The following is a 26,463-nucleotide window of genomic DNA, read 5'->3' as shown; positions in this document are numbered from 1 at the left end:
GCCCTGCTTGAATATCGATGATTCGGTAGGGGCATAGTTCGATTCGAGGAAGGGAGGCTCACCATGCCGCGTCTTTTCACCGCCCTCGAAATACCGCGTGACGCCGCGCTTTCGCTGTCCCTTTTGCGAGGTGGCCTGCCCGGGGCCCGCTGGATCGATGTCGAAAACTACCACATGACGCTGCGCTTCATCGGCGATGTCGAAGGCCATGTCGCTGACGAGATCGCCAACGCGCTCGACCGGGTTCACCGCCCATCCTTCTCGCTGACGCTGTCCGGGGTCGGCGCCTTCGGCCAGAAAAAGCCGCATGCCGTCTGGGCCGGCGTTTTTGCCTCGCCCGACCTTTCCGCACTGCAAGGCGAGATCGACCGTATCTGCCAGCGGCTCGGTCTGCCCGCAGACCCGCGCAAATTCACACCGCATGTGACGCTGGCCCGGCTGCGCAATTCGAGCCCGCTCGACGTCGCGCAATATCTGTCGGCGCGCGGCAATTTCTCGACGCTGCCGTTTCGCGTCGGCCGCTTCGTCTTGATGTCGTCGCGCGATTCGGTCGGCGGCGGCCCCTACATCGTCGAGGAAGCCTGGCCGCTGTCCGGCGCCGATGCGCGCTCCTCAAGCAGCTTTGCCAGCGCCTCCGACGCTTCGCGGATCATGCGGTAGACCGAAGCGAAGGCTTCCGCCCCGTCGTAATAGGGATCCGGCACGTCGCGGGCTTTTCCCTGCGCGAACTCCACAAGCAGATGGATGCGTTCGCCGGCACCGGCCGGCGCCATCACCTTCAGGTCTCGGACATTCTGCCGGTCCATACCGAGGATCAGGTCGAAGCGGGCAAAATCCTCCGACCGGACCTTGCGCGCCCGCTGCCCGGAAATGTCGATGCCGTGGCGGGCAGCGACCGCGACCGAACGCGGGTCGGGTGCTTCGCCGAGGTTCCAGCCGCCGGTCGCGGCCGAGTCCAGCACCATATCGCGGCCGCGCTCGGCCAGCACGGCGCGAAACACGCCTTCGGCGAGTGGCGAGCGGCAGATGTTGCCGAGGCAGACGAACAGAATGGAATTTATCGGCTTTATGCTCATTCGATATGCGCCGTTTGTGCATTTGGCATCTCAAAACGCAAGGCACGTTTGGGCGACTTGCACTATGGTGAGGGTCAAGATCGGGATAGCACAGGACATCATTATGACGAGAGAGAAACTCAGCAAGGACGCCATTACAGCTGCACTGGCCGAACTGGGCGGCTGGTCGCTGGCCGCGGACGGCGCTTCCATCAAACGCAGCTTCGTCTTCAAGAATTTTTCCGAAGCCTTCGCCTTCATGACCCGCGTCGCTCTGGCTGCGGAAAAAATGGACCATCACCCCGACTGGTCGAACGTCTACAAGACCGTCGACGTGACGCTGAACACCCACGACGCCGGCGGCGTCACCGCGCTGGACATTGCGCTAGCGAAGAAGATGAACGGGTATTTCGGCGGCTGACAGCCCAGCGTTGCAACGCGCCAGTGCCGGCAAATCGGCGTCGTCCTCTTGTAGCGGACCGGCACTTTCACCACATTTTCCCGTGCCGGCCGCGCGCAACACAGTGCGCGACAGCCAGCAGAGGAGACATTGATGGCGCAACAACCCGGTTTTGATTTCTTCGGCTTCGGCAACAGGCTGGGCGATGAAAGCGAAGTGCGCGCGAAATTCTGGCGCACGGCCAAGAAGGCGGCGCGGCAGATACCCTTCATGGAAGAGGTGGTCGCCGCCTATTACTGCGCGCTCGACAAGAAGACGCCTTTGCGCGCCAAGGGCATATTGCTCGCCGCGCTCGGCTATTTCGTACTGCCGGTCGACGTCATCCCCGATTTCGTCCTCGGCCTCGGCTTCACCGACGACATCGCTGTGCTGACCGCAGCGATCACTGCCGTCAGCGCCCATATCACGCCTGCCCATCGCAAGGCCGCCAAGGAAGCGATCGCCGACAAGAGCTGAACCGGCGGCCGTCCCATCAGCGAACTTGTTTTCCAGAAATCCGGCGTTCAAACAGGGCGATAGCGGCTTGGCTTCGGGTTCCGCTGCGGCCGTTGAAAAAGTCAAACTCTTGCCGCTTTCGTGGCCTCCAAGTCGCCGCAGGGACATTGCGAAAGCCGTTTTTCAACAAGCGGCGCGGAAATGGCGGTGGTTTCCATGGGTGAATGTCCTTTTCCGAGGGAAATTCACCGTTTGGTAACCCAGATTAAATCAAAATGAAGCGACGGGCAGGACGCCAAGCCGGCCTGCCCCCGCACCATTTGGAATACGGGAAAAGCGATGCGCGGATTGATTGCACTAGTCTCGAGCCTGGTCCTGGTGGCCTCTGCAGCGCCGGCGCTGGCGCAGCAGGCGACCAAGATCGGCCAGCACAACGCCTGGGGCACCTACAGCTATCAGGCGCAGGGCGGCAAGGTCTGCTACGTCCTGACCGTGCCGACCGACAAGCAGCCGCCGACGCTCGACCATGGTGACATGTTCTTCTTCGTCAGCCAGCGGCCGGGCCAGCAGGTGTCCTACGAGCCGCAATTCATCGCCGGCTACACCTTCCAGGAAGGCTCCAAGGCCACCGTCACCATCGACAAGAAGTCGTTCTCGATGTTCACCCGCGGCAAGTCGGCCTGGGTGGAGAACGCCGCCGAAGAACCGGTGCTGATCGCTGCCATGAAGACCGGCACCGACATGAAGGTGTCGGCGAAATCCGGCCGCGGCAACACGACAACCTATGTGTTTTCGCTGAAGGGCATCTCGGCCGCGTTGTCGTCCATCGCCAAGTGCAAGTAGGCCAATTGGCCTGACGGAATTTGAATGAAGGCCAGGCCGCAAGGTCGAACTGCCACTCAGTTCAAGGCCACTTTCGCGCAGGCATTCGAGATTAGCCCGCCGACGCCTGCGCCGGCGGGAATGCCCGAAGCGAGGCCGGTTCGAACCTCACATGGCCATTTTTTCACATTCGGCCTGAGCCTTCTTGGTGGACGTGTCGATCATGTAGGCCTTGCCCTGGGCGTCGGTCATCATCATCATGCAGTGCTTGATCGGCTTTGCCATCTTCATCATCTCGGCGCCCATCTTGGCATCCGGCATCATTGTGCCCATGTGGCCGTCCGGCATGATCGCCGTCACCTGCCCGCCCTTCATCATGGTCATCGTTCCCATCGCATCCTCGGCAAACGCCGGGGCGGCAGACATGCCGATGAGTCCGGCAACAACAATAAGCTTGATTGATTGCATTCCGCGTACTCCCATTTTTACAGAGGCATAGTCGCCCCCTTTCAGATTTCGCGATGGACTGCCAATCGTTACGCCAACACGAACATGTGATCGATTTTCCGCGATGGGATGGCGCTTCGCCGCCCGCGACGGGTCAGCCGGACGATGGGATCGGCAGGCCGCAACATTCGCCGCCCCGCATGACTCTCGCCGCAAGCTGTGCTATGCGCCGCGCTTCATTTCCGGCACGATGGATGAAATCGGCCGCAATTCGCTTATATTGGCGCTGATATGACCCTTTCCTTCGATCTCACCACTGAGGGCGCACGCGATGCGTTGCGCGCCCGTGCCACATCGGCCGAGAAGCCGTCGCTGATCGGCATGACCCGGGCCGAGCTCGGCGAAGCCCTTGTCGGCGCCGGCATCGTGCCCGAGCGCCAGGCAAAGATGCGCGCCCAGCAGCTGTGGCACTGGATGTATGTGCGCGGCATGTCCGACTTTGCCGGCATGTTCAACATCTCCAAGGATTTGCGCGCCGAGCTCGACAAGCATTTCACCGTCGCCCGGCCCGAAATCGTCGAGGAGCAGATTTCCTCCGACGGCACCCGCAAGTGGCTGTTCCGCTTTCCGCCGCGCGGCGCCGGCCGTCCGGTCGAGATCGAGACCGTCTACATCCCCGAGGAAGGCCGCGGCACGCTGTGCATCTCCTCGCAGGTCGGCTGCACGCTGACTTGCTCGTTCTGCCACACCGGCACCCAGAAGCTGGTTCGCAATTTGACTGCCGAGGAAATCCTGGCGCAATTGCTCACCGCCCGCGACCGGCTCGGCGATTTCCCCGACCGTGACACGCCCGACGGCGCCATCGTGCCGGCCGAGGGCCGCAAAGTGTCCAACATCGTCATGATGGGCATGGGCGAGCCGCTCTACAATTTCGAGGCGGTGAAGAAGGCGCTGCTGATCGCCTCCGACGGCGACGGCTTGTCGCTGTCGAAACGCCGCATCACGCTGTCGACCTCGGGTGTGGTGCCGGAAATCCTGCGCACCGGCGAAGAAATCGGTGTCATGCTGGCGATCTCGCTGCACGCCACCAATGACGACCTGCGCGACCTGCTTGTGCCGATCAACAAGAAGTATCCGCTGAAGGAGCTGATCGCGGCGTGCCGCGCCTATCCCGGCCTCTCCAACGCCAAGCGCATCACCTTCGAATATGTGATGCTGAAGGACGTCAACGATTCCATCGAGGACGCCAAGGGGCTGATCAAATTGCTCAAGGGCATTCCGGCCAAGATCAACCTGATCCCGTTCAACCCGTGGCCGGGTACCAACTACCAGTGCTCGGACTGGGAGACGATCGAGAAATTTGCCGACTACATCAACAATGCCGGCTATGCTTCGCCGATCCGCACCCCGCGCGGCCGCGATATCCTCGCCGCCTGCGGCCAGCTCAAGTCGGACTCCGAGCGCATGCGCAAGGTCGACCGGCTGGCGCTGGAGGCCATGATGATCGCGGGACACGGCGAGGCGTGAGCCGCGTCATCGCCTATCTCGTCCGCTTCGCCGTCATCCTGTTCGGCTATGTCGTCGCCTCGCTGGCGGCGAGCGCCTTTCTCAACGTCCTGTTCCTGGCCTCGCTCGGTTACGCGCCCGAACATGCCCATCCGACGGCAACCGCATCGCTGTATTTCTCGATCCCCTTCGTGGCGCTGTTCATCGCTTATTTCGCCTTCATGCCGGCGGCCATCGTCATCTTGATCTCGGAGATACTCAGCCGCAGAGACTGGCTGTTCTATGCCCTTGCGGGCGGCATCGTGGCCGCGGTGTTCCTCGGCTTCGTCCACCAGAATGCCGACATCAATTTCGACGTCACCGATCCGCACGCCATCGCCGCCGTGATCGGCTGCGGCATGGTCGGCGGCATCTTCTACTGGCTAAGCGCCGGCCGCTGGGCCGGAAGCTGGTGGCAGGCGGCTACTTCGCCTGAGCAGTCAAAATCTTGAGCGCGAAGGCCGAAAACACCCCGGCAAAGAGATAGTCGACCACCCGCGTGACGCGCGGGCTGGCCTTCATCGCCGCCGAAAACTTTTCCGCGGCAAACACCATCGGCGCCGTCACCGGGATCGACAGCACGATGAACATCACGCCGAGGAAGAACAGTTTTCCCGGTGCGTTCGGGTCATGTGCCGAGACGAACTGCGGCAGAAACGTCATGAAAAACAGGATGATCTTCGGGTTGAGCAGATTGACGCCGAGCCCGGCGACCCAGCTGCGAAACAGCGAAATCTCAGGGCCGCTCTTCTTCTGCGGCGAAAATGCCGAGCCTTTGGTGAGCGCCTGCCAGGCCAGGAAGACGAGATAGGCAGCGCCAAAAATCTTTAGCACGAGGAAGGCCATTGGCGAGGCGACGATCAGCGCCGAGATGCCGACCGCCACCAAAGTGGTGTGGATCAGCGTGCCGCACAGCGCCCCGGCCAGCGAGGCAAAGCCGGCAGCGCGGCCCTGGCTCAGCGTGCGCGAGACGAACAGCGTCATGTCTGGCCCCGGCGTTATCGCCAGGATCATGGTGGCGACGGCGAACTGGATCAGCGTCGTGGTGTCGGGAATGAAGGACATTGGTGGCCCCTGGCAGAGCGTCGGACCCAAAAGTGGAAGCCGGTTTTGGGAGAATCCGATGCTTGAACAAAAGGAAGCGCAGCCTATAGCGCAGGCGCTTGGCCCGTTCCAGCCGCTGACGGCCGCAGCATCTGGTCCAGCCTTGATCGGCGTTCGTCCCTTGCGCTGGCCGGAAAGCCCGTGATACCTCGCCCGCGAAGAACCCTTGTCGCGGAACCGCCAACAATGTCGAAGACCAAAGACGTCAAGAAGGTCGTGCTCGCCTATTCCGGCGGCCTCGACACCTCCATCATCCTGAAATGGCTGCAGACCGAACTCGGCGCCGAAGTCGTCACCTTCACCGCCGATCTCGGCCAGGGCGGCGAGCTGGAACCGGCGCGCAAGAAGGCCGAGATGATGGGCATCAAGGATATCCGCGTCGTCGACGTGCGCGAGGAATTCGTCTCAGACTTCGTCTTCCCGATGTTCCGCGCCAACGCCGTCTATGAAGGCACCTATCTGCTCGGCACCTCGATCGCCCGTCCGCTGATCTCGAAACACCTGGTCGAGATCGCCAGGGAGACCGGCGCCGACGCGATTGCCCACGGCGCCACCGGCAAGGGCAACGACCAGGTCCGTTTCGAGCTTTCGGCCTATGCGCTGAACCCCGACATCAAGGTCATCGCGCCGTGGCGCGACTGGTCGTTCAAGTCGCGCACCGACCTGATCAACTTCGCCGAGCAGCATCAGATCCCGGTGGCGAAGGACAAAAGAGGCGAGGCGCCCTTCTCGGTCGACGCCAACCTCTTGCACTCCTCCTCGGAGGGCAAGGTGCTGGAAGACCCGTGGAGCGAACCGCCGGAATTCGTCCACCAGCGCACCGTCTCGCCGATGGATGCGCCCGACAAGGTCACCGAGATCGAAATCGAATTTTTGAAGGGCGATCCGATTGCGCTCAACGGCAAGAAGCTGTCGCCGGCTGAGATGCTGACGGCCCTCAACGACCTCGGTCGCGACAATGGCATCGGCCGGCTCGACCTGGTCGAGAACCGCTTCGTCGGCATGAAGTCGCGCGGCGTCTACGAAACACCCGGCGGCACGATCCTGATCGTGGCTCACCGCGCGATCGAGTCGATCACGCTCGACAGGGGTGCAGGCCACCTAAAGGACGAGTTCATGCCCCGCTATGCCGAGCTGATTTACAACGGCTTCTGGTTCTCGCCCGAGCGGCTGATGCTGCAGGCTATGATCGACAAGAGCCAGGAAGATGTCGAAGGCACGGTGCGCCTGAAACTCTACAAGGGCAATGTCATGGTCACCGGCCGCAAGTCGAAGAAGACGCTTTATTCCGACGCATTGGTCACCTTCGAGGATGACCGCGGCGCCTACGACCAGAAGGACGCCGCCGGTTTCATCCGCCTCAACGCGCTGCGGCTGAGGACACTTGCAGCACGCAACCGCAAGGGTTGAGCCCAACTACTATTCCAGGCAAACCCGGTGGAGACGCCGGGTTTTTATTTGACATCTCTAATATAAGAAAAGTCAAACCAGCCAGGCGGATCCTGTTGACGTTCTAAAAGCTTCATCTAAATTCCCTCGCGGGACGGAGGGATTCTGATCGTGAAGAACGCCATTTTTCTTTTGCTTGCGGCGGCCGTCGTCTTTACCGGATGCCAGTCCTCGCAGGCGGCCGCGAAACGCGAGCAGAATCCAGACGGGTGCATCTCCGCTGTCCATTTATGGAGCATCACGTTCAAGCACGAAATCGCCTCTTTCATGGGCGTTTCACAAGAGCGCATGCCGGCCTTGTTCTGCCAGCGCCTTGGCGAAGGGATACGCAGCGGGCGGATCAGCTACTCCGACTTGAACCGGCTGCAGCTCGACCAATCGACCGAGATATGGCTGGTCATCAAGGGCAAGTCCAAGGCTGCGGCTACGGCCACGCCGGCGCCACGGAACCCCAACTTCCGTACCTGCAAAGGTACTGCAGGCATCTTCCAGGTTCCCGCTTCCCGGAAATGCCCGTTGAGCGGCTACGCGCAGTTCGACCAACCGACCAAAATCGATATGAAGGGCAGGCCAAAGGCGGCTCCTCCAACGCCGCGGAACTCCAAGTTCCGTACCTGCTCAAATCTTTACGGCGGCTTCTTCGAGGTTCCCGCTTCCGAGAAATGCCCCTTGGGCGGCGGCTAATTGAGAACCCAGGCGCTCGCTGCTCTTGGCATGCCACACGCACCGACAAAAAAGCCCGGCACATGGCCGGGCTTTCCGTTGAATGGGATTGTCGCTCAATTGCCGTCGATTGCGTCGGCGATCTGGGCGATGGCCTGCTGATAGACGCTGGCGGAATTCCAGCCGGCAATTGCGCCCATATTGGCACTTGCGCTCGCACCCGCCCGCCAGCCATGAGCCTTGAGGAAGTTGGCGGTGGACGCCAGCGCGGTCGCCTTGTCGCGCAGATTTGCGTTGCCGACGCCATACTTCAGAACATTGCCCGGCAGGAACTGAGTATGGCCGATCTCGCCATGCGCGGCACCCACCGACGAGGCGCTCAGCGCGCCGCGATCGACCAGCTTCAGCGCTGCAATGGCATGCGGGTAGAAGAATCCCGGGCGGCGGCAATCGTAAGCCAGCGTCAGGATGGCGGAGACCGTGTTCTGGTTGCCCAGGGAGGCACCGAAGCCCGTCTCCATGCCCCAGATGGCGAGCAGCACGCCCGGCGAGACGCCGTAATTGCTCTCGATCCTGTCGAACATCGCCGCGTTCGACTTCTTCAGCGCACGGCCCTTGGAAATGATGGCAGCCCCGCCACGGCGCTTCATGAAAGCGTCCACCGAGCCGCTGAATGCCTTGTGGATGGCGCGGTCGACGGAGATCGTCTTGGTCGCGTAGTTGGCACCGGCCAGAGCAGCCAGACCCTTCCCGCCGATACCCTCGGACCTGGCCTGTGCGGCGAAGTCCGACTTCCACGCGTCAAAGCCCGCGCCGGTCTTGCCGCAGCTGGCGGCCGCCTGCGCGCCCGTCGCCAGCGCAAATACCGCCACTGCCGCGGCCACAAAAACTCTTCCCTTGGCAAACAATGCCATGCTGTCTCTCCTGATTGCCTGAATCACGTCCCGGTTGTGAACTTGCCAGTGAAACGCGCCATTGTCACCGTAGCCCCGGCGCCACGCTGGCCAATGCAGCGGAATTTGCCTACGATCAAGTGCTTATTGTGGCGGGGAACCATGGAAGACGTTGATGTCGTCATCATCGGCGCCGGCTCAGCTGGCTTAGCTGCCGCCAGGACCATTCGTGCCGCAGGCCTTTCCTTCAAGCTGCTCGAAGCCATGGGCCGCATCGGCGGCCGCGCCTGGACCAGCGACCAGCATTTCGGCATCCCGTTCGACATCGGCTGCGCCTGGCTGCACGCCGCCGACCGCAATCCCTATTTTCCCGAAGCGCAGGCTGCCGGCTGGACGCTGCATCACCACGACATGAATGTCGACCATCTCTATTACCGCCAGCGCAAGGCGAGCGAGCAGGAGGAGGCAGAGATGAAGGCCGCCGATGCGCGGCTGTTCGAGCTGCTGGCCACGCATCAGGTCGAAGAGGGCGACGACGACCGGCTGTCGACGCTTCTGGCCAAGGGCCAGGCGCCGCGCGCCGCCGCCACTTTCGCCGGACCGATGGATTTCGGCGCCGACGAGGACGAGATCTCGATCCGCGACTTCCAGGCCGCCGCCGATCTCGACCCGAACTATTTCAGCAAAGAAGGCTTCGGCGCGCTGGTCGCCCGCTTCGGCGCCGACCTGCCGGTCGAACTGTCAACGCCGGTGCGCAAGATCCTGTGGGATGTGCCGGGCGTCGCCTGCGTCACCGATCGCGGCACCGTGCGCGCCAAGGCGGTGATCGTCACCGCCTCGCCGGCCGTCCTCGCCTTCGAGGAGATCGAATTCTCGCCTGCACTTCCCGACGCGCATTTTGGCGCCTTCTTCGACCTGCCGATGGGCATGCTGACCAAGCTGCCGGTGGAGATCCGCGGCACCAGGCTCGGCCTGGAGCCCTTCGACGACCTGTTGATCGAACGCATGGCCCGGCACGACATCTATTTCCTGTGCTTCCCCTTCGACCTCGACCTGATGGTCGGTTTTGTCGGCGGCGACTTCGCCTGGGAAATGTCGGCGGCGGGCGAGGCGGCCGGCATCGACTTCGTCGTCGACCGGCTGTGCGGCATTTTCGGCAGCGACACCAGAAAGCATGTGGCACGCGCCATGATGACCAATTGGGGCGGCGAGCGCTTCGTGCGCGGCGCCTATGCCGCGGCCCGTCCCGGACGCTCGGAGGCCCGCGCAACGCTGATGCAGCCGGTGGCGGAGAAGATCTTCTTCGCCGGCGAGCATCTGGCTGGCCCGCTGATCCAGACCTGCGGCGGCGCGCGCCTGTCGGGCGAGAACGTGGCGCGGCAAGTCGCCGCACGGCTGGCCGTGAAATAGCGTCGGAAAAGCGGAACGCCCGCCGGTCACTGGCGTTTTGGGCCGCGCGCCGCGCGTACCATATAACTGCCGTGACGATTTGAGGCCGAGATGAAACTGTTCGACTGTCCGCATTGCGGCCACCGGCTCTATTTCGAGAACGCGCAGTGCCTGAGCTGCTCGAACCTCGTGCTCTACGACCCAGAGCATGCGCGCTTCGCCCTGTCTGATATCGACGGCATCTTCCACTGCACCAACGCCGATGAATGCGCCTGCAACTGGATGGCCGAGCCGGGCCACCGCTTCTGCCGCGCCTGCGTGCTGAACCAGCTGATCCCCGACCTCTCCGTCGACGGCAACCGCCGCCGCTGGATCCGCGTCGAGGCGGCCAAGAAGCGCGCCATCTATTCGCTGCTCGCCTTCGGCCTGCCGGTGGCGCCCAAGCAGAACCCCGGCGACGAGATCGGGTTGGCCTTCGACTTCCTGGCCGACCCGATCGGCGGTGGCCCCGGCGGCGAGCGCATCCTGACCGGCCACGACAACGGCCTGATCACGCTCAATGTCGCCGAGGCGGACTCGGCCGAGCGCGAGCGACGGCGCGTCGAGATGGGCGAGAACTACCGCACACTGCTCGGCCATTTCCGCCATGAGCTCGGCCACTATTATTGGGACCGGCTGATCCGCGACGACCCGCAAAGGCTCGACGCCTTCCGGGCGCTGTTCGGCGACGAGCGCGCCGATTACGAACAGGCGCTGCAGACCTACTACGCCAACGGTGCGGCGCCCGACTGGCAGCAGAACCACATCTCTGCCTACGCGACATCGCATCCGTGGGAGGACTGGGCGGAGACCTGGGCGCACCATCTGCACATCACCGACACGCTGGAGATGGTGCACGCGTTGAACTTTCCGCTCGGCCAGCTGGAGACGATGGAGGCCAATGTGTTGCCGCAGGGCGACACCGGTGGCCGCCTGCAGCCCGCCCCAGCCGAGCCTCACGCCGTGCCCGAGCCGTTCGAAAAGATCCTCGCCCGCTGGCTGGTGCTGTCGGAAGCCTCCAACTCGATCAACCGCTGCATGGGCCTGCCCGACCTCTATCCCTTCGTCATTTCGGACGTCACGGCGCAGAAACTCGCCTTCGTACATGAGCTTCTGACGGGTTTACCGAAAGAAACCGGAATAAATCGTGAGCCGGCACAGGCATTTTAGCCGGAACGCATAAGGCCCGGTTTCGTTTCGGCTCGCGAGGGACCAACGAAAACGGAGCGAAATCATGAGACGCATACTGTTTCCGGCCGTCGCCGGGGCGCTTGTCGCCATGTCGGGTGCGGCACTCGCCGATACTGCCGTCTCGGCCGTCACCGATCTTAACGTGCGCGCCGGCCCCGGCCCGCAATATCCGGTGATCGGCGTGCTTGCCGCCGGCCAGTCGGCGACGCTCAATGGCTGCATCGAAAACAGCAAATGGTGCACCATCGCCGAGGCCGGCGGCCAGGGCTGGGTCTATTCCGACTACGTGACGGCCGATTTCGGCGGCAGCCGCGTCGTGCTGACGCGCCGCCCCGCCGACGCCGCCATCACCGTCGTTGCACCGCCGCAGGATGATTATCCCGACACCTATACCGGCGCGATCCTTTCCGACGACGGCCCTATCGACGCTATCGACAGGCCGCCGGCGGAAGTCGGCACCTATGTCAGCACGCACCGGCTCGACCCGGTCTATCTCGACGGCGAGGTGGTGACAGGCGCGACCTTGCCTGACACCGTCGAACTGCGCGAAATCCCCGATTACCGCTACCGCTATGTCTATGTGAACGGCCAGCCTGCGCTGGTCGACCCGCAGACACGGCGCATCATGTATGTTGTGCGCTGATTGAGTCCCCGAAGGCGGTCCCCATCCGGCGGCCGCCTTCTCCCCGGTGTCGGCCTGGTCAGGCCGCTTGGAGCTGCTCTGTCGATCTCGACCTTCCTGGCCTTGCTCCCGACGGCGAGGTCATAGCTCGCCTGCATGTTCATCCAGAACCGCCGTCGCGGAACGATTATTCCGCACTGCAGCGAACGTTGCGCCGCCTTCGGGCCAGCCCCTAATCGATTGAAGCAATCGTCAGCCTTTTTGTCAGACTAAATGACGTTTCCAAAACGATTTTCTGGCTTTGACGCGGTGCAAAAAGAGCATTAGAAACCGGCTGTCTGAAGTCATACGTGAAGGCGGCAAACGCCGCATTCCATTGCGGCTCCGGACTTCGAACTGGGGCAGCCATGAGCAAATCACCAGCCACCCGAACCGCCAGACGTGAACAGCCGCTCTCGCCGCATCTGACGATCTACCGCCCGCCGATCACCATGACGATGTCGATCATCCATCGCATCACCGGCGGCGCGCTGTATTTCGGCACGCTCCTGGTCGCGGCCTGGCTGATGGCGGCGGCGAGTTCGCAAGCGACTTTCGATTGGGTCAATTGGGCCTTCGGCACCTGGCTCGGCCGCCTCATCCTGTTTGGCTACACCTGGGCGCTGATGCACCATATGCTGGGTGGCGTGCGCCATCTCGTATGGGACACCGGCGCCGGGCTCGAGAAACGCACGGCATCGAAGATCGCCTGGGCGACGCTCGCCGGCTCGGTTGCGCTCACGCTGCTGATCTGGGTCGCCGGCTATATGGCGCGGGGAGCCCTGTGATGAGCGGCAGCAACAACGACATGCGCACGTCGCTGGCGAAAGTCCGTGGTCTCGGCTCGTCCCACGAGGGGACACAGCATTTCTGGCGCCAGCGGCTGACGGCGCTCGCCAACATTCCACTGACACTGTTCTTCGTCGGCTTCCTCATCGCGCTCAATGGCGCCGGCTATACCGAGGTGCGGGCAGCGCTCGCCAATCCGTTCGTGGCGCTGGTGATGATCCTTTTCCTGATTTCCGGGCTTTACCATATGCGGCTCGGCATGCAGGTGATCATCGAGGACTATGTGATCAGCGAAGGCCTGAAGCTGCTGACGATCGCGCTCAGCACATTTTTCACCATAGCGGTCGGCGTCGCCTCGATCTTCGCCCTGCTCAAGCTCGCATTCGGAGGCTGAGTTGGCCAAGGACGCAAAATCAGCCAACCCGGCTTACACCTATGTCGACCACAAATTCGATGTCGTGATCGTCGGCGCCGGCGGCGCCGGCTTGCGCGCCACGCTCGGCATGGCCGAGCAAGGCCTGCGCACCGCCTGCATCACCAAGGTGTTCCCGACCCGCTCGCATACGGTGGCGGCGCAAGGCGGCATTGCCGCCTCGCTGTCCAATATGGGTCCGGATTCGTGGCAGTGGCACATGTATGACACCGTCAAGGGATCGGACTGGCTGGGCGATGTCGACGCCATGGAATATATGGTGCGCGAAGCACCGGCCGCGGTCTACGAACTCGAGCACTATGGCGTGCCGTTCTCGCGCACCGAAGAGGGCAAGATCTATCAGCGGCCGTTCGGCGGCCACATGATGAACTATGGCGATGGCCCGCCGGTGCAGCGCACCTGCGCGGCGGCCGACCGTACCGGGCATGCCATCCTGCACACGCTCTACGGCCAGTCGCTGAAGCACAATGCGCAGTTCTTCATCGAGTATTTCGCGCTCGACCTGATCATGGAGCCGGATGGCACCTGCACCGGCGTCGTCGCCTGGAACCTCGACGACGGCACCATTCACCGCTTCTCGGCCAAGATGGTGGTGCTGGCGACCGGCGGCTACGGACGCGCCTATTTCTCCGCGACCTCGGCGCACACCTGCACTGGCGATGGTGGCGGTATGGCCGCACGCGCCGGCTTCCCGCTGCAGGACATGGAATTCGTGCAGTTCCACCCGACCGGCATCTACGGCGCCGGCTGCCTGATCACCGAAGGCGCGCGCGGCGAGGGCGGCTATCTCGTCAATTCCGAGGGCGAGCGCTTCATGGAGCGCTACGCGCCGTCGGCCAAGGACCTTGCCTCGCGCGACGTCGTCTCGCGCTGCATGACGCTGGAGATCCGCGAAGGCCGCGGCGTCGGCAAGAAGAAGGACCACATCTTCCTGCATCTCGATCATCTCGACCCGGCCGTCCTGCATGAGCGGCTACCCGGCATTTCGGAATCGGCCAAGATATTCGCCGGCGTCGACCTGACCAAGGAGCCGATCCCGGTGCTGCCGACGGTGCACTACAATATGGGCGGCGTGCCGACCAATTACTGGGGCGAGGTGCTGAACCCGACAGCCGAAAATCCCGACCGGGTATCGCCCGGACTGATGGCGGTCGGCGAAGCCGGCTGCGCCTCGGTCCACGGCGCCAACCGGCTGGGCTCGAACTCGCTGATCGATCTCGTCGTGTTCGGCCGTGCCGCGGCGATCCGTGCCGGCCAGGTCATCGATCGCAATTCGGCGATCCCCGCGCCCAACGAAGCCTCGGTCGAAAGGATCATGGACCGCTTCGACCGCCTGCGTCATGCCAACGGCTCGACGCCGACCGCCGTGCTGCGTGAAAGGATGCAGAAGGCGATGCAGGAAGATGCCGCCGTGTTCCGCACCCAGGAATCGCTGGAGAACGGCTGCAAGCGCATTTCCGAAATCTGGACCGAGCTCAAGGACATCAAGGTCTTCGACCGTTCGATGATCTGGAACTCGGACCTGGTCGAGACGCTGGAGCTGGAAAACCTGATGGCCAATGCCATCACCACGGTCTACGGCGCCGAAGCCCGCAAGGAGAGCCGTGGCGCGCATGCGCGAGAGGATTTCTCGGCCCGCGACGACAAGGTCTGGCGCAAGCACACGCTGGCGCGGCTCAATGAGGACGGCAAGGTGAGCCTAAGCTACCGCCCCGTGCACACCGAGCCGCTGCAGGCGGAAAAGGACGGCGGCATCAGCCTCGCCAAGATCGCGCCCAAGGCCAGGGTGTATTGACCATGGCGCTGTCGGCCTCGGGATATTCGGGCACGCCGCTTCCGGCCAAGCTTGGCCTGAAGGACGGGATGGTCGCGGCGTTCATCGCGCTGCCCGACGATCTCAGCGATCTCACGGACGCCGTCGATTTCGCCCTGGTCGACCGGCTGGGCGACTGGTCGGCGATTTCGGGAACGTCCCTGAAATACGATGCCGTCCACGCCTTCACCCGGCAGCGCACCGAGATCGAGGATCGCCTCGGCGATGTCGAAGCGGCGATCAAGCGTAACGGCATGGTCTGGGTGTCCTGGCCGAAAAAGGCTTCGAAAGTGCCGACCGATATCACCGAAGGCGTCGTTCGCACTGAAGCGCTGAAGCGCGACCTGGTCGACGTCAAGGTCGCTGCCGTCAATGAAATCTGGTCCGGGCTGAAGCTCGTCATCCGAAAGGACCTGCGGTAATGGTCGAACTCACGCTTCCCAAGAACTCGAAGGTGCAGCCGGGCAAGACCTGGCCCAAGCTGGAGGGCGCCACCAACCTGCGGGAATATCGGATCTACCGCTGGTCGCCGGACGATGACGAGAACCCGCGCATCGACACCTATTTCGTCGACATGGACGATTGCGGACCGATGGTGCTCGACGCGCTGCTCTACATCAAGAACAAGATCGACCCGACGCTGGCCTTGCGCCGCTCCTGCCGCGAAGGCATTTGCGGCTCCTGCGCCATGAACATAGACGGCTCCAACACGCTGGCCTGCACCAAGGGCTGCGACGACATTTCCGGCGCCGTCAAAGTCTATCCGCTGCCGCATATGCAGGTGGTCAAGGATCTGGTGCCCGACCTCACCAATTTCTACGCCCAGCATGCTTCTATCCAGCCCTGGCTGCAGACGGTTTCGCCGACGCCGGCCAAGGAATGGCTGCAAAGCCATGAGGACCGCGAAAAACTCGACGGGCTCTACGAGTGCATCCTGTGCGCCTGCTGTTCGACCTCGTGCCCGAGCTACTGGTGGAATGGCGACCGCTATCTCGGCCCGGCAACGCTGCTGCAGGCCTATCGCTGGCTGATCGACAGCCGCGACGAAGCCAAGGGCGAGCGGCTCGACAATCTCGAAGACCCGTTCCGGCTCTATCGCTGCCACACCATCATGAACTGCGCCCAGACTTGTCCCAAGGGGTTGAACCCGGCCAAAGCAATTGCCGAAATCAAGAAGATGATGGTGGAGCGGCGGGTTTAGGCCCGGCGGGCCGCTCGCGGCGATCTCGAACGCAGCGATCCTTCGCGCCCCTCTGTCCTGCCGGACATCTCCCCCAACAGGTGGGGAGATTGGCTGTCATCCCCTCGTTCGCCAATCTCCAAGGTTGAAGGATGGCTCGCTGTCGGCGAAGCTGGCGATCTCCCCCCATGTGGGGAGATGTCCGGCAGGACAGAGGGGGCTGTCCCGCCAGCCTCAGAAAGGATTGCAACCCAATGAGCGAAGACCTTCCCATCCTTAATCCCGTCGAAGCTCGCGTGCTCGGCTGCCTGATCGAAAAGAAGGAGCTGACGCCTGACGTCTATCCGCTGACGCTGAATGCGGCACTTGCCGCAGCCAATCAGAAGACGGCGCGCGAGCCTGTCATGGCGCTGGAGCAGACGGAGGTGCACCGCGGGCTGAAGCTGCTCGAGCAGAAGGGGCTGGTGCGGCAGATGTTCGGTTCGCGCGTCGAGCGCTATGAGCATCAGATGGCGCAGCGCTTCTCGCTGACCACACCGCAGACCGCCTTGCTCGGGCTGCTCCTGTTGCGTGGACCGCAGACGGCGCATGAGCTCCTGGCGCGAGCTGAGCGCATGGCGCGGTTCTCGTCGATCGAGGATTTGCGCGCCGAACTCGACATGCTGATCGGTCGCCGGCCGCCGCTGATCCAGGAAATCCCACGCGGTCCGGGCCAGCGCGAGGACCGCTACGTGCATCTGCTCGCTGGAGCGGTGGATGTCGCAGCATTATCGGTACAGCGCAGCGCGCAAGCCATGCCTGCTTCCGACCTGGCAGAGCGCGTGAGGGTGCTGGAAGAAGATGTTGCCGCGCTGCGCGCCCGGCTCGAAGCGCTGGGCGGGTAAGATTTCCGAAGTTCGCGCTGCCCCTCATCGCCCTGCCGGGCACTTCTCCCCGTATAGTGACGGGGAGAAGGAGGCCGGCCGCAACCGCGACGCATTTCTTGCAACGTTGGCGGTTGGCGAAACCGTCGATAACAGCATCCCTCGCCCCGTTTACGGGGAGAGGATGGCGGCAGCCAGGTGAGGGGCGGCGCTGACGGCGAAAGTACGGTGCAGACCCTGCCGGCCCTTCACCCCAATTTCGCGTCGAGTGACACCTTGATGGCCCCAAGCGCCTTGGACACCGGGCACTCCGCCTTGGCCTTCTCGGCCAATTCCTTGAATTTCGCCGCATCGATGCCGGGCACCTTGCCGACCAGGGTGATGGCGCTGCCGGTGATGCCGGTGCCGGGCACCAGCGTCACCACCGCCTTGGCGTCGAGCTCGGTGGCGGGCGTGCCGTTCTCGGCCAGGAAATGCGACAGCTGCATGGCGTAGCAGCCGGCATGTGCGGCGGCGATCAACTCTTCGGGGTTGGTGCCGGATTTGCCGCTCTCGTCCTCGAAACGCGCCTTGAACGAATAGGGCGTGCCTTTCAAAGTGCCGCTCTGGCTGTCGAGCGTGCCCTTGCCCTCCTTCAGATTGCCTTTCCAGACGGCGTTTGCGGTGCGGTCCATAAAATCCTCCTTGATTGCAGCGATGGCGCCGGCGAGGCGGCGTTCTCTTCAACTATAGCGCGGCGGCAGGGGAAGACCACCGCGCTGTTTCGGTGTGGGTACGGCCTTGACGATTACGGCCAAGATTTTTTTGAAAAAATCTGCGTGCAAAAATGTCGACTTGTCCCGGCCCCGGCCGTCCTGCGGGCGGCCACGGATTCTCGTGGCGGATGGAGGTACCCATGAACAATCTGTTTTCTGCCCATTGGACAGGCCCTGGCCGCCGCAGGGCTGATCGACAAGAAATCGACCGGTTGTGTCTGCCGCCTTCCGGCTTCGGCCGGCTGCTCGCGGCAATTGCCATCATCGGCCTTGCGGTCATCCTTCTCGACCATGTGGCTGCCGGCAACGGCGCAAATGATACCGTGATCGCCTATGGTTCGTCTGAGGAAGGGAGCTGGAAATGAAATATGTCTGTCTGGTCTATGGCGAGGAAAAAGACCTCCATGCCATGACGCCGCAGCGTCTGGCCAAGCTCGACGCCGATTCGATGGCCTATGACCGGTCGCTGGATCAGCAAGGCAAGCTGATCATCGCGCAGGCGCTGCAATCGGTGAAAACATCGAAGACGGTCCGGCGGCGCCAGGGCAAACGGCTGATCACCGACGGTCCCTTCGCCGAAACCAAGGAGCAGTTGCTTGGGTTCGTCATGATCGAGGCCGACACGCTCGATGAGGCGCTGGAGATCGCCGGCGAGATTCCGCTGGCCGAAATCGGCACCATTGAGGTCCGGGCGATCTACGACGTGCCAGGGTCATAAGAAGGACGGAACGCTTCGTCGGCCGCGTGTGGCAGGCTCACGCGCGGCGGATCATGTCCGCCGCCTTCTCGGCGATCATCACCACCGGCGAGGCTGTATTGCCGGAAACGATGCGCGGCATGATCGAGGCGTCGATGACGCGCAGGCTGTCGAGACCGGTCACGCGCAGGTCCGGGCTGACGACGGCGCGGTCGTCGATGCCCATGCGGCAGGTGCCGACCGGATGGAAGATGGTCGTGGCGATCGAGCCGATCTGGTGCAGCAAATCATCGTCGGACTGGTGCGCGAGACCGGGCAGGATTTCTTCCGGATGGAAGGCCTCAAGCGCCTTGGCGGTCATGATCGCGCGTGCCTGGCGTACCGAGCGCAGCGCGATCTCGCGGTCGCGGACGGTGGACAGATAGTTCAACCGGATTTCCGGCTGCACGGCCAGTTCGCGCGTCGTGGCGTGCACGGAGCCGACGCTGTCGGGCCGCAGATTGCAGACCGACATGGTGATCGCCGGGAACGGGTGCAGCGGGTCGCCAAGCCGATCCGTCGACAGCGGCTGGACGTGATATTCAAGGTCCGGCGTCGCCATCGACGGATCGGATTTCGAGAACATGCCGAACTGGCTCGGCGCCATCGACATCGGCCCCGAGCGGGCAAAGGCATATTGCAGCGCGATCCGCGCCTTACCGGTCAGGCTGTTGGCCAGTGTGTTGAGCGTCAGCGCCGACGACACCTTGTAGACGGTGCGGATCTGCAGGTGGTCCTGCAGGTTTTCGCCGACATCGGGGCTGGCGTGCACCACGTCGACGCCGAGTGCGGCGAGGCGATCCTGCTGGCCGACGCCGGAAAGCTCGAGCAGTTTCGGCGTGTTGATCGAGCCTGCCGTCAGCAGCACCTCACTTTCGGCCTTTGCCTCGATGGCTTCGCCGCCGGCGAGATAGCGGACGCCGATCGCGCGCTTGCCGTCAAACAGCACCTTCTCGACATGCGCGTTGACAACCAGACGAAGGTTGGGCCGCCGCAGCACCGGGCGCAGGAACGCCTTGGCCGTGTTCCAGCGCACGCCCTTGCTCTGGTTCACTTCGAAGAAGCCGGAGCCCTCATTGTCGCCGTCGTTGAAGTCCTCGCGCGGCATGATGCCGAATTCCTTCGCGGCTTCCTGCACCGTGTTGAGGATCGGCCAGGACAGGCGTTGCCGCGCCACTTTCCATTCGCCGCCGGCGCCATGCAGCCTGGTCTTGCCGGCATGGTGGTCCTCGGATTTGAGGAAGTAGGGCAGCACCTCGTCCCAACCCCAGCCGACATTGCCCATCTGCCGCCAGCCATCATAGTCGGCCGCCTGGCCGCGCATGTAGATCATGCCGTTGACCGAGGTGCAGCCGCCCAGCACCTTGCCCCGGGGATAGACCAGCGAGCGGCCGTTCAGGCCTGCTTCCGGGGCGGTCTTCATCATCCAGTCGGTGCGCGGATTGCCGATGCAATAGAGATAGCCGACGGGGATATGCACCCAGTGGTAATTGTCGCTGCCGCCGGCCTCGAGCAAAAGCACGCGTGTCGCCGGGTTTTCGCTCAGGCGGTTGGCCAGCACGCAGCCGGCGGTGCCCGCGCCGACGATGATGTAGTCGTAGTCGCCATCGAGCCGTTGGGTCATTGCGGTGTTCTACTCGGTCCTGCGGCCTGTTCGGCCCAGAACGATCGCAGCGTATCGGCGAGGCCGCAATAGGCGCGATAACGCCTGTTGTAATGGTCCCGCATGGCCGGGTCCGGCCGATAGGCGGCGCTTTGCCGGGTCATGGCGTCGACGCCGGCCTCATAGTCGGCGAACAGGCCGGCCGCGACGCCGGCGCCTATCGCCGCGCCGAGCGCGCCGGTCTCGCGCGCCTCGGGTACGCTGATCGACACGCCAAGCCCGTCGGCGAAGATTTGCGGCCAGTGTTCGCTGCGCGAGCCGCCGCCCGACAGCACAGCCTTGTCGAAGCCGACGCCGGCGTTCTTCAACACCTCGATGTGGCGCCTGTGCTCGAACATCACGCCTTCGAACAGCGCACGCAGCAAATGGCCTTCTTTGTGCCAGCCGGCGAGGCCGTAGAAGCCGGCGCGGAATTCCGCGCCTTGCCCCGAGCCGTAGAGAAACGGATGGAAAATCGGATCGTCCCAGGCCGGCGTTACCGCGCCCACCGCGGCGTTGCAGTGAGCGAAGGGGTCGTCATGGTGGGCACCACGCTCGACAAATTCGCGCACATACCATTCGAGATTGGCGGCCGATGTCGCGCTGGATTCGATGTTGGCGAAGCGGCCGGGGCCGAAGCGTGCCACCATGAAAACATTGGGGTCGACCACCGGTTCGGTGGAGAAAACCTGATTGACCGACCAGGTGCCGGCGATGACAGAGGCTTCGCCGGGCCGCACGACGCCGGCGCCCATGGCGCTGGCGACAACGTCGAAATAGCCCGCAATGACCGGCGTGCCTTCAGCCAGCCCGGTCTCTTCAGCTGCCTTCGCGGTCACCGCACCGGCAATGTCGGCGCTGTCCAACAATCGCGGCAGTTTTGCCTGCGCATCCTCGATGCCGTAGAGCGCGAGCAGCTCGGCATCGTAAACGCCTTCGGGCATGCGGACGAGGCCACAACCGGACATGTCGGAGACATCGCTCACCCGCTCACCGGTCAGGCGAAATGTGATGAAATCCTTGCACAGCATCGCCGTGCCGGTCGCGGCATAGAGGTCCGGTGCGTGCTGCTTGACCCAGGCCAGCAAGGTCGGGGTCTGCGCCGGCCACGGCTTTTGCAGGCAGATGGCGTGCAGTGCCTCGGCGTTGCGCGACGCCAGCGTCGTCGCCGTGCCGGCGGCGCGTGTATCGAGCGACTGGATGCCGATCAGCGGGGCGCCGGCGCGGTCGATCAGATAGAGGCCATTGCCATGGCCGGCGCAGCCGATGGCAGCGATCTCACGCGCATCGATGCCGGCCTGCGCAATGCAGGCGCGGATGGCGTCGCGCGCATCGGCCCACATGCCGCCGAGGTCGCGCTCAACATAACCGGGTTGCGGCGTGTGCGAGCGGCCGGCGACGGCATGCATGGCGAGCTGCCGACCGGTTTGGTCGAACAACACCGCCTTGATGATGGTGTTGCCGGCGTCGAGGCCGAGCAGATATGCGGCTTGATCAGCCATTGTTGTAGATGTCCCAGGCCTCTTCGCCGCCGGCGTCGTTGTGGATCATCGCCATCAGCGCGTTGACCACCGCCTTCGGGTTGGCATGCTGATAGATGTTGCGGCCATAGACCAGCCCTTTGGCGCCTTGTCTGAGCAGAGCCGACGATTTTGCCAGCACCGTCTTGAGGTCATCCTTGCCGCCGCCACGAACCAGCACCGGCACGCGCGCTGCTTCGACGACGCGGTGGAAATCCTCCGGCCGGTCAGTCGGGTCGGCCTTGATGATGTCGGCGCCCATTTCGGCGGCGAGCCGCACCAGCGTCACGATCTTTTCGGCGCCGCCATCGACCTGATAGCCACCCCTGATATCGTTCGGCAGCATGACCAGCGGCTCGATCATCAAGGGCATGCCGTAGCGGTGGCAGGCGGCGCGGACCTTGCTGATGTTTTCGACGCATTGGCGAAACAGCTCCGGCTCGTCCGGCAGCATGAACAGATTGACGACAACGCAGGCCGCGTCCATCTCCAGCGCGCCGATGATCGGCTCATCATGGTTCTGCAGCATCGACCACATCACCCGGTGGCGCTCAGCGTTATAGGGATTGCCCATGTCGATGCGCATGACCAACGCCGGCTTGTCCTTGTCGGGCCGCGATTGCAAGAGATCGGCCTGGCCATAGGCGAGCTGCAACGCGTCGGGGCCGGCCGCGATCAGCGTGTCGATGACCCTGGGCATGTCCTCCAGGCCGACGAGGAAACCCGGTTCATTGCACACGCCGTGATCGAGCGCCACGTCGAGGCAATTGCCGTTGGTGAACATCCGGTTCATCCGGGCTTTGGCGCTGACTTTCATTTTGTGCTCCTGAGATCGTGCGTTGGTCGAGCATCTCTTGCGAGACGCCGTGATAGGTGTCGAGTTCGGCGACCAGGCTTTTTACCTCGTCGTCGCGGCGCTGGCGGTTCCAGCCGCGCTCGGCGGCCAGAGCATCGGCGATGCGTTCGATTGAAACCATCGAGATGTCACCGGCAATGGCAAGCGAGGTGCGACGCAGGACAAGGTCCGACAGGCAGGTCACGAACTCATGTCGGATGAGGTAGACGATCTCGGCCGCCGTGGTTTCGGTCCGGTCGTCCAGCCTGATATCGTCGGGACGTCCGAGACAGAACAGGATGATGTCGCGCGCGCCGCTGCCGTAACGATCGACGAGATAGGGGGCGCGTTCGTCGCTGATCGCAAACTCACCCGCCAGATCGGCAGCCAGCGACGCCGGGTGTGCGGAGAATCCGAGGCCGCCACCAATCGGCAGGGTCAGCGTACCGCAAAGGCGTTCGCGGCCAAGCTCGGCCAGCACTTCGTCGGCCGCCTGTTCGGCGAAGGCGCGGAAGGTCGTCCACTTGCCGCCGATCATGCAGAATTGCGGGATGTCGCCGGCAATGCGATGCACGGAATGGCCACGCGAGATTCGGCCGGTGAAGGCATGGTCGCTCTTCGGCAATGGCCGGATGCCGCTATAGGTGAAGACGACCTCGTCGGCGTGGACGGGAATGGACGGAAACACCAGCCGCGCCGCCGCCAGTATGTAGTCGGTCTCAGCCGGTTCGCAGCGCACGCGCCCGGCCTCGCTGACGCGGATATCCGTCGAGCCGACCAGCACCTTGCCGAGATAGGGAAACATGATGCAGACGCGGCCGTCGGCGTTCTCGAAGAAGATCATATGGCCGCCGAGGGCCTGGTAGAGCGGTTCGTTGTCGAGGATCAGATGCGAGCCCTTGGTGCCTTCGACCAAGGGCGCTGCAGGCGTTTCGGAGGCGTCGAGCCGGGCGATCGCCGAATCCAGCCATGCGCCCGTCGCGTTGACGATCACCTTGGCGGTTACGGAGAAGCGCTCGCCGCTCGTCGTGTCGTTGAGTTCGAAGGTCGACCCCACCCGCGCGATCTCGGCGCGGTTGAGCGCGAGGCTGTCGGGCGCCAGCCGTGCGGTGTCGCGCAGCAGTTCGATGCCGAGCCGTTCCGGATAACTGATCCAAGCGTCGTAATAGGTGGCGGAAAAGCGCAGCTTTGGGTCGAGCGCCGGCCATTGCGCGAGCGTCGCCCTGGCGCCGCGGAAATTGTGGCGCGGCAGTAACCGGCGCTTGCGTGTCGTCCAGTCGTAGAGCGCGAGCCCGGCCTTGATCGCCAGCGCGCCGCGGCTCGAAGGTGTTTCCGAAAGCCCGAGAAAGCCGGCTGCGCCATTCATCAGCCCGGAGAAGACGGTGCGGATCGGAATCGTCGTCGGCAGCGGCCGCACCATATGCGGTGCATTGGCCAGCAGCGCGTCGCGTTCGTGCAGCGATTCCTGGACAAGGCCAAACTCGCCATTTTCGAGATAGCGCAGGCCGCCATGGATCATGCGCGAAGGCGCGGCGCTGCAGCCGGAGCAGAAATCATTGCGCTCGACCAGCAGTACCCTCAGGCCCTGCAGCGCCAGTTCGCGGAGAACGCCGATGCCGTTGATGCCGCCACCCACGACGACGACATCGAACGCGCCGTCGCGGCGGATCGTGTCGAGGATGGCGGTTCTCTGATCAGGCATGGCTTTGCCGGGCAAGGTTGGCCGTTCTGCCGTCCGGTGGACGGCAGCTCAACTGGATTTCGGTTATGGATGGCGTCAGGCGGCGAGATTGGTCAGATGGCGGCTGGCGGCCTCACTGATCTGGTTGATCTCCTGTCCTGACAATCTAATGCGGCCGGCTTGCGCGTTTTCCCTGGCCTGCTGCGGGCTGCGCGCGCCGCAGAGCGAGAAGGTGATGCCCGGCTGCTGCAGGGTCCAGGCGATGACCACCTGTGCCTCGCTGGCGCCATGCGCCTCGGCAATCGGCCCGATCGCGTCCATCAGCGCAGCGACCTTGCGGCGGTTGGCCAGCGAGAAGCGCGGATTGTCCTTGCGCTGGTCGTCGCCGGTGAAGACGCGGTCCGGACCGATCTTGCCGGAGAGCAGGCCCAGCGCCAGCGAGGAGTAGCTGAGCACCGACACGTTGTTCTCGGCGCAGAAGGGCAAAAGGTCTTGTTCTATGCCACGCGCAACCATGCTGTATTCCTGCTGCACGGCGTCGAGTTGGCCAGCCGCGAGATAGGCCTCCACATCGCCGATGCTGACATTGCTGGCGCCGATGGAGCGGATCTTGCCTTGGGTTTTCAGCCGGTCGAGTGCTTCCATGGTCTCGGCGACCGGCGTCGTCGGATCCTGCCAGTGGGTGATGTAATGGTCGATATGGTCGGTGCCGAGACGACGCAGGCTCTGCTCGACTTCATAGACCACCGAATCGGCGCCGAGATAGCGATGCACCGGCGCGCCGTCATAATCGAAGAAGTGGTTGCCCTTCTTCGTGTGCCAGACCAGCCCAAGTTTGGTGGCGAGCACTACCTTGTCGCGGCGGCCCTTGATTGCCTTGCCGACGATTTCCTCCGACAGGCCCTGCCCGTAGGCCGGGGCGGTATCGATCAGCGAAACACCCTCGTCGATCGAGGCACGGATGGTGTCGATGGACTGCGTTTCGTCGGTGCCGCCCCACATCCAGCCGCCGATGGCCCAGGTGCCGAGGCCAATCGCGGAGGCGGAGATTCCCGACGCGCCAATGGTGCGCGTCAACATTTCAGGCGACATTGCGTATGCTCTCCGCGTTGTTCAGGACTGCGTTGGCCGTCTCTTCGTCGACGACCAGTGATTTCAGATAGGCGCCGCGCAGTGCGGCGCGGATCGGCCAGACTTTTTCGGCGCCGCTGGCCACGCCCATCACCGACCGGCAGCGGCCGAGCTCCGAAGGCGCCAGCGCCACTAGGCGGTCATTTGGCGGGTAGTCGGCCAGCGTGCCGTCGTCGCGGATGAGATGCGCAAGGAACTCACCGACCGCACCGCTGGCAGCGAGTTTTTCGCGGTCGGGGTCGAGGCCCGGGTGAAGGTCGTAGTAGCTGGAGCCCGGCGTCTGGATCGATCCGACGCCGACCAGCGCGATCGCGGCCTTGCGGGCCAGGTCGAAGATTTCGCGCACCGAGGCCATCTCCAGCAAAATGTCACGCTGCTCCCGGCTCTCGGCGAACAGCGGCGCATGCAAGAGCATGCTGGTGCCGCCGAGCCGTTCGGCCAGCCGCGTCGCCAGATGGTTGACGTCGGTATAGTGCTTGCCCTGGACGCCGCCGGTCAGCGGCACGACGGTGATGTCGAAGGCGCGTTCCGGCTGCAGATTCTCGACCAGGGCGCTGATCGCCTTGCCGCCGGTAATGGCGATGACGTCGCCGTCGCGCAAGGTCTCGAGCAACTGGTTGGCCGCCGCGCGTCCCACCTGCTGCAGCGTGCTGTCGGGGCTGCCGGCCACGGTTGGCGTCACGATTGCGCCCGCCAATTGGGCGACCTCGATCAATTGCTTTTCGATATCGACCAAACGCTGGAACGGGCTCTCGACCGCGATCCTCAGCATGCCGAGCTTGCGACCCTGGGCAATCAGGCGATTGACCTTGGACGCCGACAGATTGAGCGCCGCGGCGATGTCGTTCTGCTTCATGCCGTCGACGAAGTGCAGCACCAGCACCGTGTGGATCTGCCGGATCGCCTCGAAATCTTCCCTGCCGTCCGCCATC

Annotated in this window: 31 protein-coding genes; 20 read left to right on the top strand and 11 right to left on the bottom strand. The window is 63.7% G+C overall.

Features of this window, described 5'->3' with window-relative positions:
* Window positions 1-63: 63 nt before the first annotated feature.
* A complete protein-coding gene (gene thpR / locus ACYHH6_RS03450) occupies window positions 64-660 on the top strand; it encodes an RNA 2',3'-cyclic phosphodiesterase (RefSeq protein ID WP_112560072.1) in 597 nt (198 codons plus the stop codon).
* Here thpR and ACYHH6_RS03445 read toward each other — a convergent pair.
* Window positions 564-1,076, bottom strand: a complete 513-nt coding sequence (locus tag ACYHH6_RS03445) for a low molecular weight protein-tyrosine-phosphatase (protein ID WP_352586465.1) — start codon at window positions 1,074-1,076, stop codon at window positions 564-566. The two genes, thpR and ACYHH6_RS03445, sit on opposite strands and share 97 nt — an antisense overlap.
* Window positions 1,077-1,179: 103 nt before the next feature.
* Between ACYHH6_RS03445 and ACYHH6_RS03440 the strand changes: the two genes are divergently transcribed.
* The 3 genes from ACYHH6_RS03440 to ACYHH6_RS03430 all read left to right on the top strand — a co-directional run bounded on the left by ACYHH6_RS03440 (window position 1,180) and on the right by ACYHH6_RS03430 (window position 2,793).
* Window positions 1,180-1,476 carry a 4a-hydroxytetrahydrobiopterin dehydratase gene (locus ACYHH6_RS03440; protein ID WP_352586466.1) on the top strand — a complete coding sequence of 99 codons (297 nt, stop codon included), beginning with the start codon at window positions 1,180-1,182 and terminating at the stop codon, window positions 1,474-1,476.
* A gap of 132 nt (window positions 1,477-1,608) precedes the next feature.
* Complete coding sequence (locus tag ACYHH6_RS03435) at window positions 1,609-1,971, top strand: YkvA family protein (protein ID WP_352586467.1); 363 nt, start codon at window positions 1,609-1,611, stop codon at window positions 1,969-1,971.
* Between the two features lie 318 nt (window positions 1,972-2,289).
* Window positions 2,290-2,793, top strand: a complete 504-nt coding sequence (locus tag ACYHH6_RS03430) for an invasion associated locus B family protein (RefSeq protein ID WP_112560070.1) — start codon at window positions 2,290-2,292, stop codon at window positions 2,791-2,793.
* Between the two features lie 147 nt (window positions 2,794-2,940).
* Here the strand turns inward: ACYHH6_RS03430 and ACYHH6_RS03425 are convergent, their stop codons facing one another.
* On the bottom strand, window positions 2,941-3,240 hold the full coding sequence (locus ACYHH6_RS03425; protein ID WP_352586468.1) for a hypothetical protein: 300 nt from the start codon (window positions 3,238-3,240) through the stop codon (window positions 2,941-2,943).
* 270 nt (window positions 3,241-3,510) lie between these two features.
* Between ACYHH6_RS03425 and rlmN the strand changes: the two genes are divergently transcribed.
* Together rlmN and ACYHH6_RS03415 are read left to right on the top strand one after the other, a co-directional pair.
* Entirely contained in the window at window positions 3,511-4,746 is a 1,236-nt protein-coding gene (rlmN, locus tag ACYHH6_RS03420) for a dual-specificity RNA methyltransferase RlmN (RefSeq protein ID WP_352586469.1), read from the top strand.
* Window positions 4,743-5,216: a hypothetical protein gene (locus ACYHH6_RS03415; protein ID WP_352586470.1), complete on the top strand. Its 474-nt coding sequence runs from the start codon at window positions 4,743-4,745 to the stop codon at window positions 5,214-5,216. Before rlmN ends, ACYHH6_RS03415 begins: the two co-directional genes overlap by 4 nt.
* Here the strand turns inward: ACYHH6_RS03415 and ACYHH6_RS03410 are convergent.
* The gene (locus ACYHH6_RS03410; protein WP_352586471.1) at window positions 5,188-5,829 is read right to left on the bottom strand and encodes a LysE family translocator; all 642 of its coding nucleotides are present in this window, start codon (window positions 5,827-5,829) and stop codon (window positions 5,188-5,190) included. The genes ACYHH6_RS03415 and ACYHH6_RS03410 overlap by 29 nt on opposite strands.
* Window positions 5,830-5,887: 58 nt before the next feature.
* Here ACYHH6_RS03410 and ACYHH6_RS03405 point away from each other — a divergent pair, with 58 nt between their 5' ends.
* The 3 genes from ACYHH6_RS03405 (at window position 5,888) to ACYHH6_RS03395 (ending at window position 8,001) form a co-directional block, all read left to right on the top strand.
* Complete coding sequence (locus tag ACYHH6_RS03405) at window positions 5,888-6,013, top strand: hypothetical protein (RefSeq protein WP_352586472.1); 126 nt, start codon at window positions 5,888-5,890, stop codon at window positions 6,011-6,013.
* Window positions 6,014-6,054: 41 nt separating this feature from the next.
* Window positions 6,055-7,278, top strand: coding sequence for an argininosuccinate synthase (locus tag ACYHH6_RS03400; protein WP_192254702.1), 1,224 nt, complete (start codon window positions 6,055-6,057; stop codon window positions 7,276-7,278).
* Window positions 7,279-7,428: 150 nt separating this feature from the next.
* Window positions 7,429-8,001, top strand: coding sequence for a hypothetical protein (locus tag ACYHH6_RS03395; protein ID WP_352586473.1), 573 nt, complete (start codon window positions 7,429-7,431; stop codon window positions 7,999-8,001).
* Between the two features lie 95 nt (window positions 8,002-8,096).
* Here the strand turns inward: ACYHH6_RS03395 and ACYHH6_RS03390 are convergent, their stop codons facing one another.
* Window positions 8,097-8,894 (bottom strand): lytic murein transglycosylase, encoded by a 798-nt coding sequence (locus ACYHH6_RS03390; protein ID WP_352586474.1) that lies wholly within the window; start codon window positions 8,892-8,894, stop codon window positions 8,097-8,099.
* A gap of 141 nt (window positions 8,895-9,035) precedes the next feature.
* Between ACYHH6_RS03390 and ACYHH6_RS03385 the strand changes: the two genes are divergently transcribed.
* The 9 genes from ACYHH6_RS03385 to ACYHH6_RS03345 all read left to right on the top strand — a co-directional run bounded on the left by ACYHH6_RS03385 (window position 9,036) and on the right by ACYHH6_RS03345 (window position 17,252).
* On the top strand, window positions 9,036-10,283 hold the full coding sequence (locus ACYHH6_RS03385) for a flavin monoamine oxidase family protein (protein ID WP_352586475.1): 1,248 nt from the start codon (window positions 9,036-9,038) through the stop codon (window positions 10,281-10,283).
* 90 nt (window positions 10,284-10,373) lie between these two features.
* Entirely contained in the window at window positions 10,374-11,471 is a 1,098-nt protein-coding gene (locus ACYHH6_RS03380; RefSeq protein WP_352586476.1) for a zinc-binding metallopeptidase family protein, read from the top strand.
* Window positions 11,472-11,535: 64 nt separating this feature from the next.
* Complete coding sequence (locus ACYHH6_RS03375; RefSeq protein WP_112560060.1) at window positions 11,536-12,135, top strand: DUF1236 domain-containing protein; 600 nt, start codon at window positions 11,536-11,538, stop codon at window positions 12,133-12,135.
* Window positions 12,136-12,521: 386 nt separating this feature from the next.
* Window positions 12,522-12,941 (top strand): succinate dehydrogenase, cytochrome b556 subunit, encoded by a 420-nt coding sequence (gene sdhC, locus ACYHH6_RS03370; RefSeq protein ID WP_352586477.1) that lies wholly within the window; start codon window positions 12,522-12,524, stop codon window positions 12,939-12,941.
* Entirely contained in the window at window positions 12,941-13,336 is a 396-nt protein-coding gene (gene sdhD, locus ACYHH6_RS03365) for a succinate dehydrogenase, hydrophobic membrane anchor protein (protein ID WP_352586478.1), read from the top strand. The genes sdhC and sdhD overlap by 1 nt, the downstream gene beginning before the upstream one ends.
* A 1-nt stretch (window position 13,337) precedes the next feature.
* On the top strand, window positions 13,338-15,170 hold the full coding sequence (sdhA, locus tag ACYHH6_RS03360; protein WP_352586479.1) for a succinate dehydrogenase flavoprotein subunit: 1,833 nt from the start codon (window positions 13,338-13,340) through the stop codon (window positions 15,168-15,170).
* Between the two features lie 2 nt (window positions 15,171-15,172).
* A complete protein-coding gene (locus ACYHH6_RS03355) occupies window positions 15,173-15,610 on the top strand; it encodes a DUF3052 family protein (RefSeq protein ID WP_352586480.1) in 438 nt (145 codons plus the stop codon).
* The gene (locus tag ACYHH6_RS03350; RefSeq protein ID WP_352586481.1) at window positions 15,610-16,389 is read left to right on the top strand and encodes a succinate dehydrogenase iron-sulfur subunit; all 780 of its coding nucleotides are present in this window, start codon (window positions 15,610-15,612) and stop codon (window positions 16,387-16,389) included. The genes ACYHH6_RS03355 and ACYHH6_RS03350 overlap by 1 nt, the downstream gene beginning before the upstream one ends.
* Before the next feature lie 233 nt (window positions 16,390-16,622).
* A complete protein-coding gene (locus tag ACYHH6_RS03345; protein WP_352586482.1) occupies window positions 16,623-17,252 on the top strand; it encodes a YceH family protein in 630 nt (209 codons plus the stop codon).
* A gap of 227 nt (window positions 17,253-17,479) precedes the next feature.
* Here the strand turns inward: ACYHH6_RS03345 and ACYHH6_RS03340 are convergent, their stop codons facing one another.
* On the bottom strand, window positions 17,480-17,905 hold the full coding sequence (locus ACYHH6_RS03340) for an OsmC family protein (protein WP_112396149.1): 426 nt from the start codon (window positions 17,903-17,905) through the stop codon (window positions 17,480-17,482).
* 221 nt (window positions 17,906-18,126) lie between these two features.
* Here ACYHH6_RS03340 and ACYHH6_RS03335 point away from each other — a divergent pair, with 221 nt between their 5' ends.
* Window positions 18,127-18,351, top strand: coding sequence for a hypothetical protein (locus ACYHH6_RS03335; RefSeq protein WP_352586483.1), 225 nt, complete (start codon window positions 18,127-18,129; stop codon window positions 18,349-18,351).
* A complete protein-coding gene (locus tag ACYHH6_RS03330; RefSeq protein WP_352586484.1) occupies window positions 18,348-18,704 on the top strand; it encodes a YciI family protein in 357 nt (118 codons plus the stop codon). The genes ACYHH6_RS03335 and ACYHH6_RS03330 overlap by 4 nt, the downstream gene beginning before the upstream one ends.
* Before the next feature lie 37 nt (window positions 18,705-18,741).
* Here ACYHH6_RS03330 and ACYHH6_RS03325 read toward each other — a convergent pair whose 3' ends face one another.
* The 6 genes from ACYHH6_RS03325 to ACYHH6_RS03300 form a co-directional block, all read right to left on the bottom strand.
* Complete coding sequence (locus ACYHH6_RS03325; protein ID WP_352586485.1) at window positions 18,742-20,346, bottom strand: GMC family oxidoreductase; 1,605 nt, start codon at window positions 20,344-20,346, stop codon at window positions 18,742-18,744.
* Complete coding sequence (locus ACYHH6_RS03320; protein ID WP_352586486.1) at window positions 20,343-21,866, bottom strand: FGGY-family carbohydrate kinase; 1,524 nt, start codon at window positions 21,864-21,866, stop codon at window positions 20,343-20,345. Before ACYHH6_RS03320 ends, ACYHH6_RS03325 begins: the two co-directional genes overlap by 4 nt.
* Window positions 21,859-22,701, bottom strand: a complete 843-nt coding sequence (locus ACYHH6_RS03315) for a class I fructose-bisphosphate aldolase (protein WP_352586487.1) — start codon at window positions 22,699-22,701, stop codon at window positions 21,859-21,861. The genes ACYHH6_RS03320 and ACYHH6_RS03315 overlap by 8 nt, the downstream gene beginning before the upstream one ends.
* A complete protein-coding gene (locus ACYHH6_RS03310) occupies window positions 22,613-24,421 on the bottom strand; it encodes a glycerol-3-phosphate dehydrogenase/oxidase (RefSeq protein ID WP_352586488.1) in 1,809 nt (602 codons plus the stop codon). The genes ACYHH6_RS03315 and ACYHH6_RS03310 overlap by 89 nt, the downstream gene beginning before the upstream one ends.
* 75 nt (window positions 24,422-24,496) lie before the next feature.
* On the bottom strand, window positions 24,497-25,492 hold the full coding sequence (locus ACYHH6_RS03305; RefSeq protein WP_352586489.1) for an aldo/keto reductase: 996 nt from the start codon (window positions 25,490-25,492) through the stop codon (window positions 24,497-24,499).
* The gene (locus tag ACYHH6_RS03300) at window positions 25,482-26,462 is read right to left on the bottom strand and encodes a sugar-binding transcriptional regulator (RefSeq protein ID WP_352586490.1); all 981 of its coding nucleotides are present in this window, start codon (window positions 26,460-26,462) and stop codon (window positions 25,482-25,484) included. Before ACYHH6_RS03300 ends, ACYHH6_RS03305 begins: the two co-directional genes overlap by 11 nt.
* Between the last annotated feature and the right edge of the window lies 1 nt (window position 26,463).

Source organism: Mesorhizobium sp. P171375 (assembly GCF_057786075.1).
This window is presented reverse-complemented; position numbering and strand designations above follow the sequence as displayed.

What these genes read in the sequence shown, in the direction of transcription:
- thpR (WP_112560072.1), top strand. Translation starts at nt 64, where the DNA reads ATGCCGCGTCTTTTCACCGCCCTCGAAATACCGCGTGACGCCGCGCTT.
- ACYHH6_RS03445 (WP_352586465.1), bottom strand. Translation starts at nt 1,076, where the DNA reads ATGAGCATAAAGCCGATAAATTCCATTCTGTTCGTCTGCCTCGGCAAC.
- ACYHH6_RS03440 (WP_352586466.1), top strand. Translation starts at nt 1,180, where the DNA reads ATGACGAGAGAGAAACTCAGCAAGGACGCCATTACAGCTGCACTGGCC.
- ACYHH6_RS03435 (WP_352586467.1), top strand. Translation starts at nt 1,609, where the DNA reads ATGGCGCAACAACCCGGTTTTGATTTCTTCGGCTTCGGCAACAGGCTG.
- ACYHH6_RS03430 (WP_112560070.1), top strand. Translation starts at nt 2,290, where the DNA reads ATGCGCGGATTGATTGCACTAGTCTCGAGCCTGGTCCTGGTGGCCTCT.
- ACYHH6_RS03425 (WP_352586468.1), bottom strand. Translation starts at nt 3,240, where the DNA reads ATGCAATCAATCAAGCTTATTGTTGTTGCCGGACTCATCGGCATGTCT.
- rlmN (WP_352586469.1), top strand. Translation starts at nt 3,511, where the DNA reads ATGACCCTTTCCTTCGATCTCACCACTGAGGGCGCACGCGATGCGTTG.
- ACYHH6_RS03410 (WP_352586471.1), bottom strand. Translation starts at nt 5,829, where the DNA reads ATGTCCTTCATTCCCGACACCACGACGCTGATCCAGTTCGCCGTCGCC.
- ACYHH6_RS03405 (WP_352586472.1), top strand. Translation starts at nt 5,888, where the DNA reads ATGCTTGAACAAAAGGAAGCGCAGCCTATAGCGCAGGCGCTTGGCCCG.
- ACYHH6_RS03400 (WP_192254702.1), top strand. Translation starts at nt 6,055, where the DNA reads ATGTCGAAGACCAAAGACGTCAAGAAGGTCGTGCTCGCCTATTCCGGC.
- ACYHH6_RS03390 (WP_352586474.1), bottom strand. Translation starts at nt 8,894, where the DNA reads ATGGCATTGTTTGCCAAGGGAAGAGTTTTTGTGGCCGCGGCAGTGGCG.
- ACYHH6_RS03385 (WP_352586475.1), top strand. Translation starts at nt 9,036, where the DNA reads ATGGAAGACGTTGATGTCGTCATCATCGGCGCCGGCTCAGCTGGCTTA.
- ACYHH6_RS03380 (WP_352586476.1), top strand. Translation starts at nt 10,374, where the DNA reads ATGAAACTGTTCGACTGTCCGCATTGCGGCCACCGGCTCTATTTCGAG.
- ACYHH6_RS03375 (WP_112560060.1), top strand. Translation starts at nt 11,536, where the DNA reads ATGAGACGCATACTGTTTCCGGCCGTCGCCGGGGCGCTTGTCGCCATG.
- sdhC (WP_352586477.1), top strand. Translation starts at nt 12,522, where the DNA reads ATGAGCAAATCACCAGCCACCCGAACCGCCAGACGTGAACAGCCGCTC.
- sdhD (WP_352586478.1), top strand. Translation starts at nt 12,941, where the DNA reads ATGAGCGGCAGCAACAACGACATGCGCACGTCGCTGGCGAAAGTCCGT.
- ACYHH6_RS03355 (WP_352586480.1), top strand. Translation starts at nt 15,173, where the DNA reads ATGGCGCTGTCGGCCTCGGGATATTCGGGCACGCCGCTTCCGGCCAAG.
- ACYHH6_RS03350 (WP_352586481.1), top strand. Translation starts at nt 15,610, where the DNA reads ATGGTCGAACTCACGCTTCCCAAGAACTCGAAGGTGCAGCCGGGCAAG.
- ACYHH6_RS03345 (WP_352586482.1), top strand. Translation starts at nt 16,623, where the DNA reads ATGAGCGAAGACCTTCCCATCCTTAATCCCGTCGAAGCTCGCGTGCTC.
- ACYHH6_RS03340 (WP_112396149.1), bottom strand. Translation starts at nt 17,905, where the DNA reads ATGGACCGCACCGCAAACGCCGTCTGGAAAGGCAATCTGAAGGAGGGC.
- ACYHH6_RS03335 (WP_352586483.1), top strand. Translation starts at nt 18,127, where the DNA reads ATGAACAATCTGTTTTCTGCCCATTGGACAGGCCCTGGCCGCCGCAGG.
- ACYHH6_RS03330 (WP_352586484.1), top strand. Translation starts at nt 18,348, where the DNA reads ATGAAATATGTCTGTCTGGTCTATGGCGAGGAAAAAGACCTCCATGCC.
- ACYHH6_RS03325 (WP_352586485.1), bottom strand. Translation starts at nt 20,346, where the DNA reads ATGACCCAACGGCTCGATGGCGACTACGACTACATCATCGTCGGCGCG.
- ACYHH6_RS03320 (WP_352586486.1), bottom strand. Translation starts at nt 21,866, where the DNA reads ATGGCTGATCAAGCCGCATATCTGCTCGGCCTCGACGCCGGCAACACC.
- ACYHH6_RS03315 (WP_352586487.1), bottom strand. Translation starts at nt 22,701, where the DNA reads ATGAAAGTCAGCGCCAAAGCCCGGATGAACCGGATGTTCACCAACGGC.
- ACYHH6_RS03310 (WP_352586488.1), bottom strand. Translation starts at nt 24,421, where the DNA reads ATGCCTGATCAGAGAACCGCCATCCTCGACACGATCCGCCGCGACGGC.
- ACYHH6_RS03305 (WP_352586489.1), bottom strand. Translation starts at nt 25,492, where the DNA reads ATGTCGCCTGAAATGTTGACGCGCACCATTGGCGCGTCGGGAATCTCC.
- ACYHH6_RS03300 (WP_352586490.1), bottom strand. Translation starts at nt 26,462, where the DNA reads ATGGCGGACGGCAGGGAAGATTTCGAGGCGATCCGGCAGATCCACACG.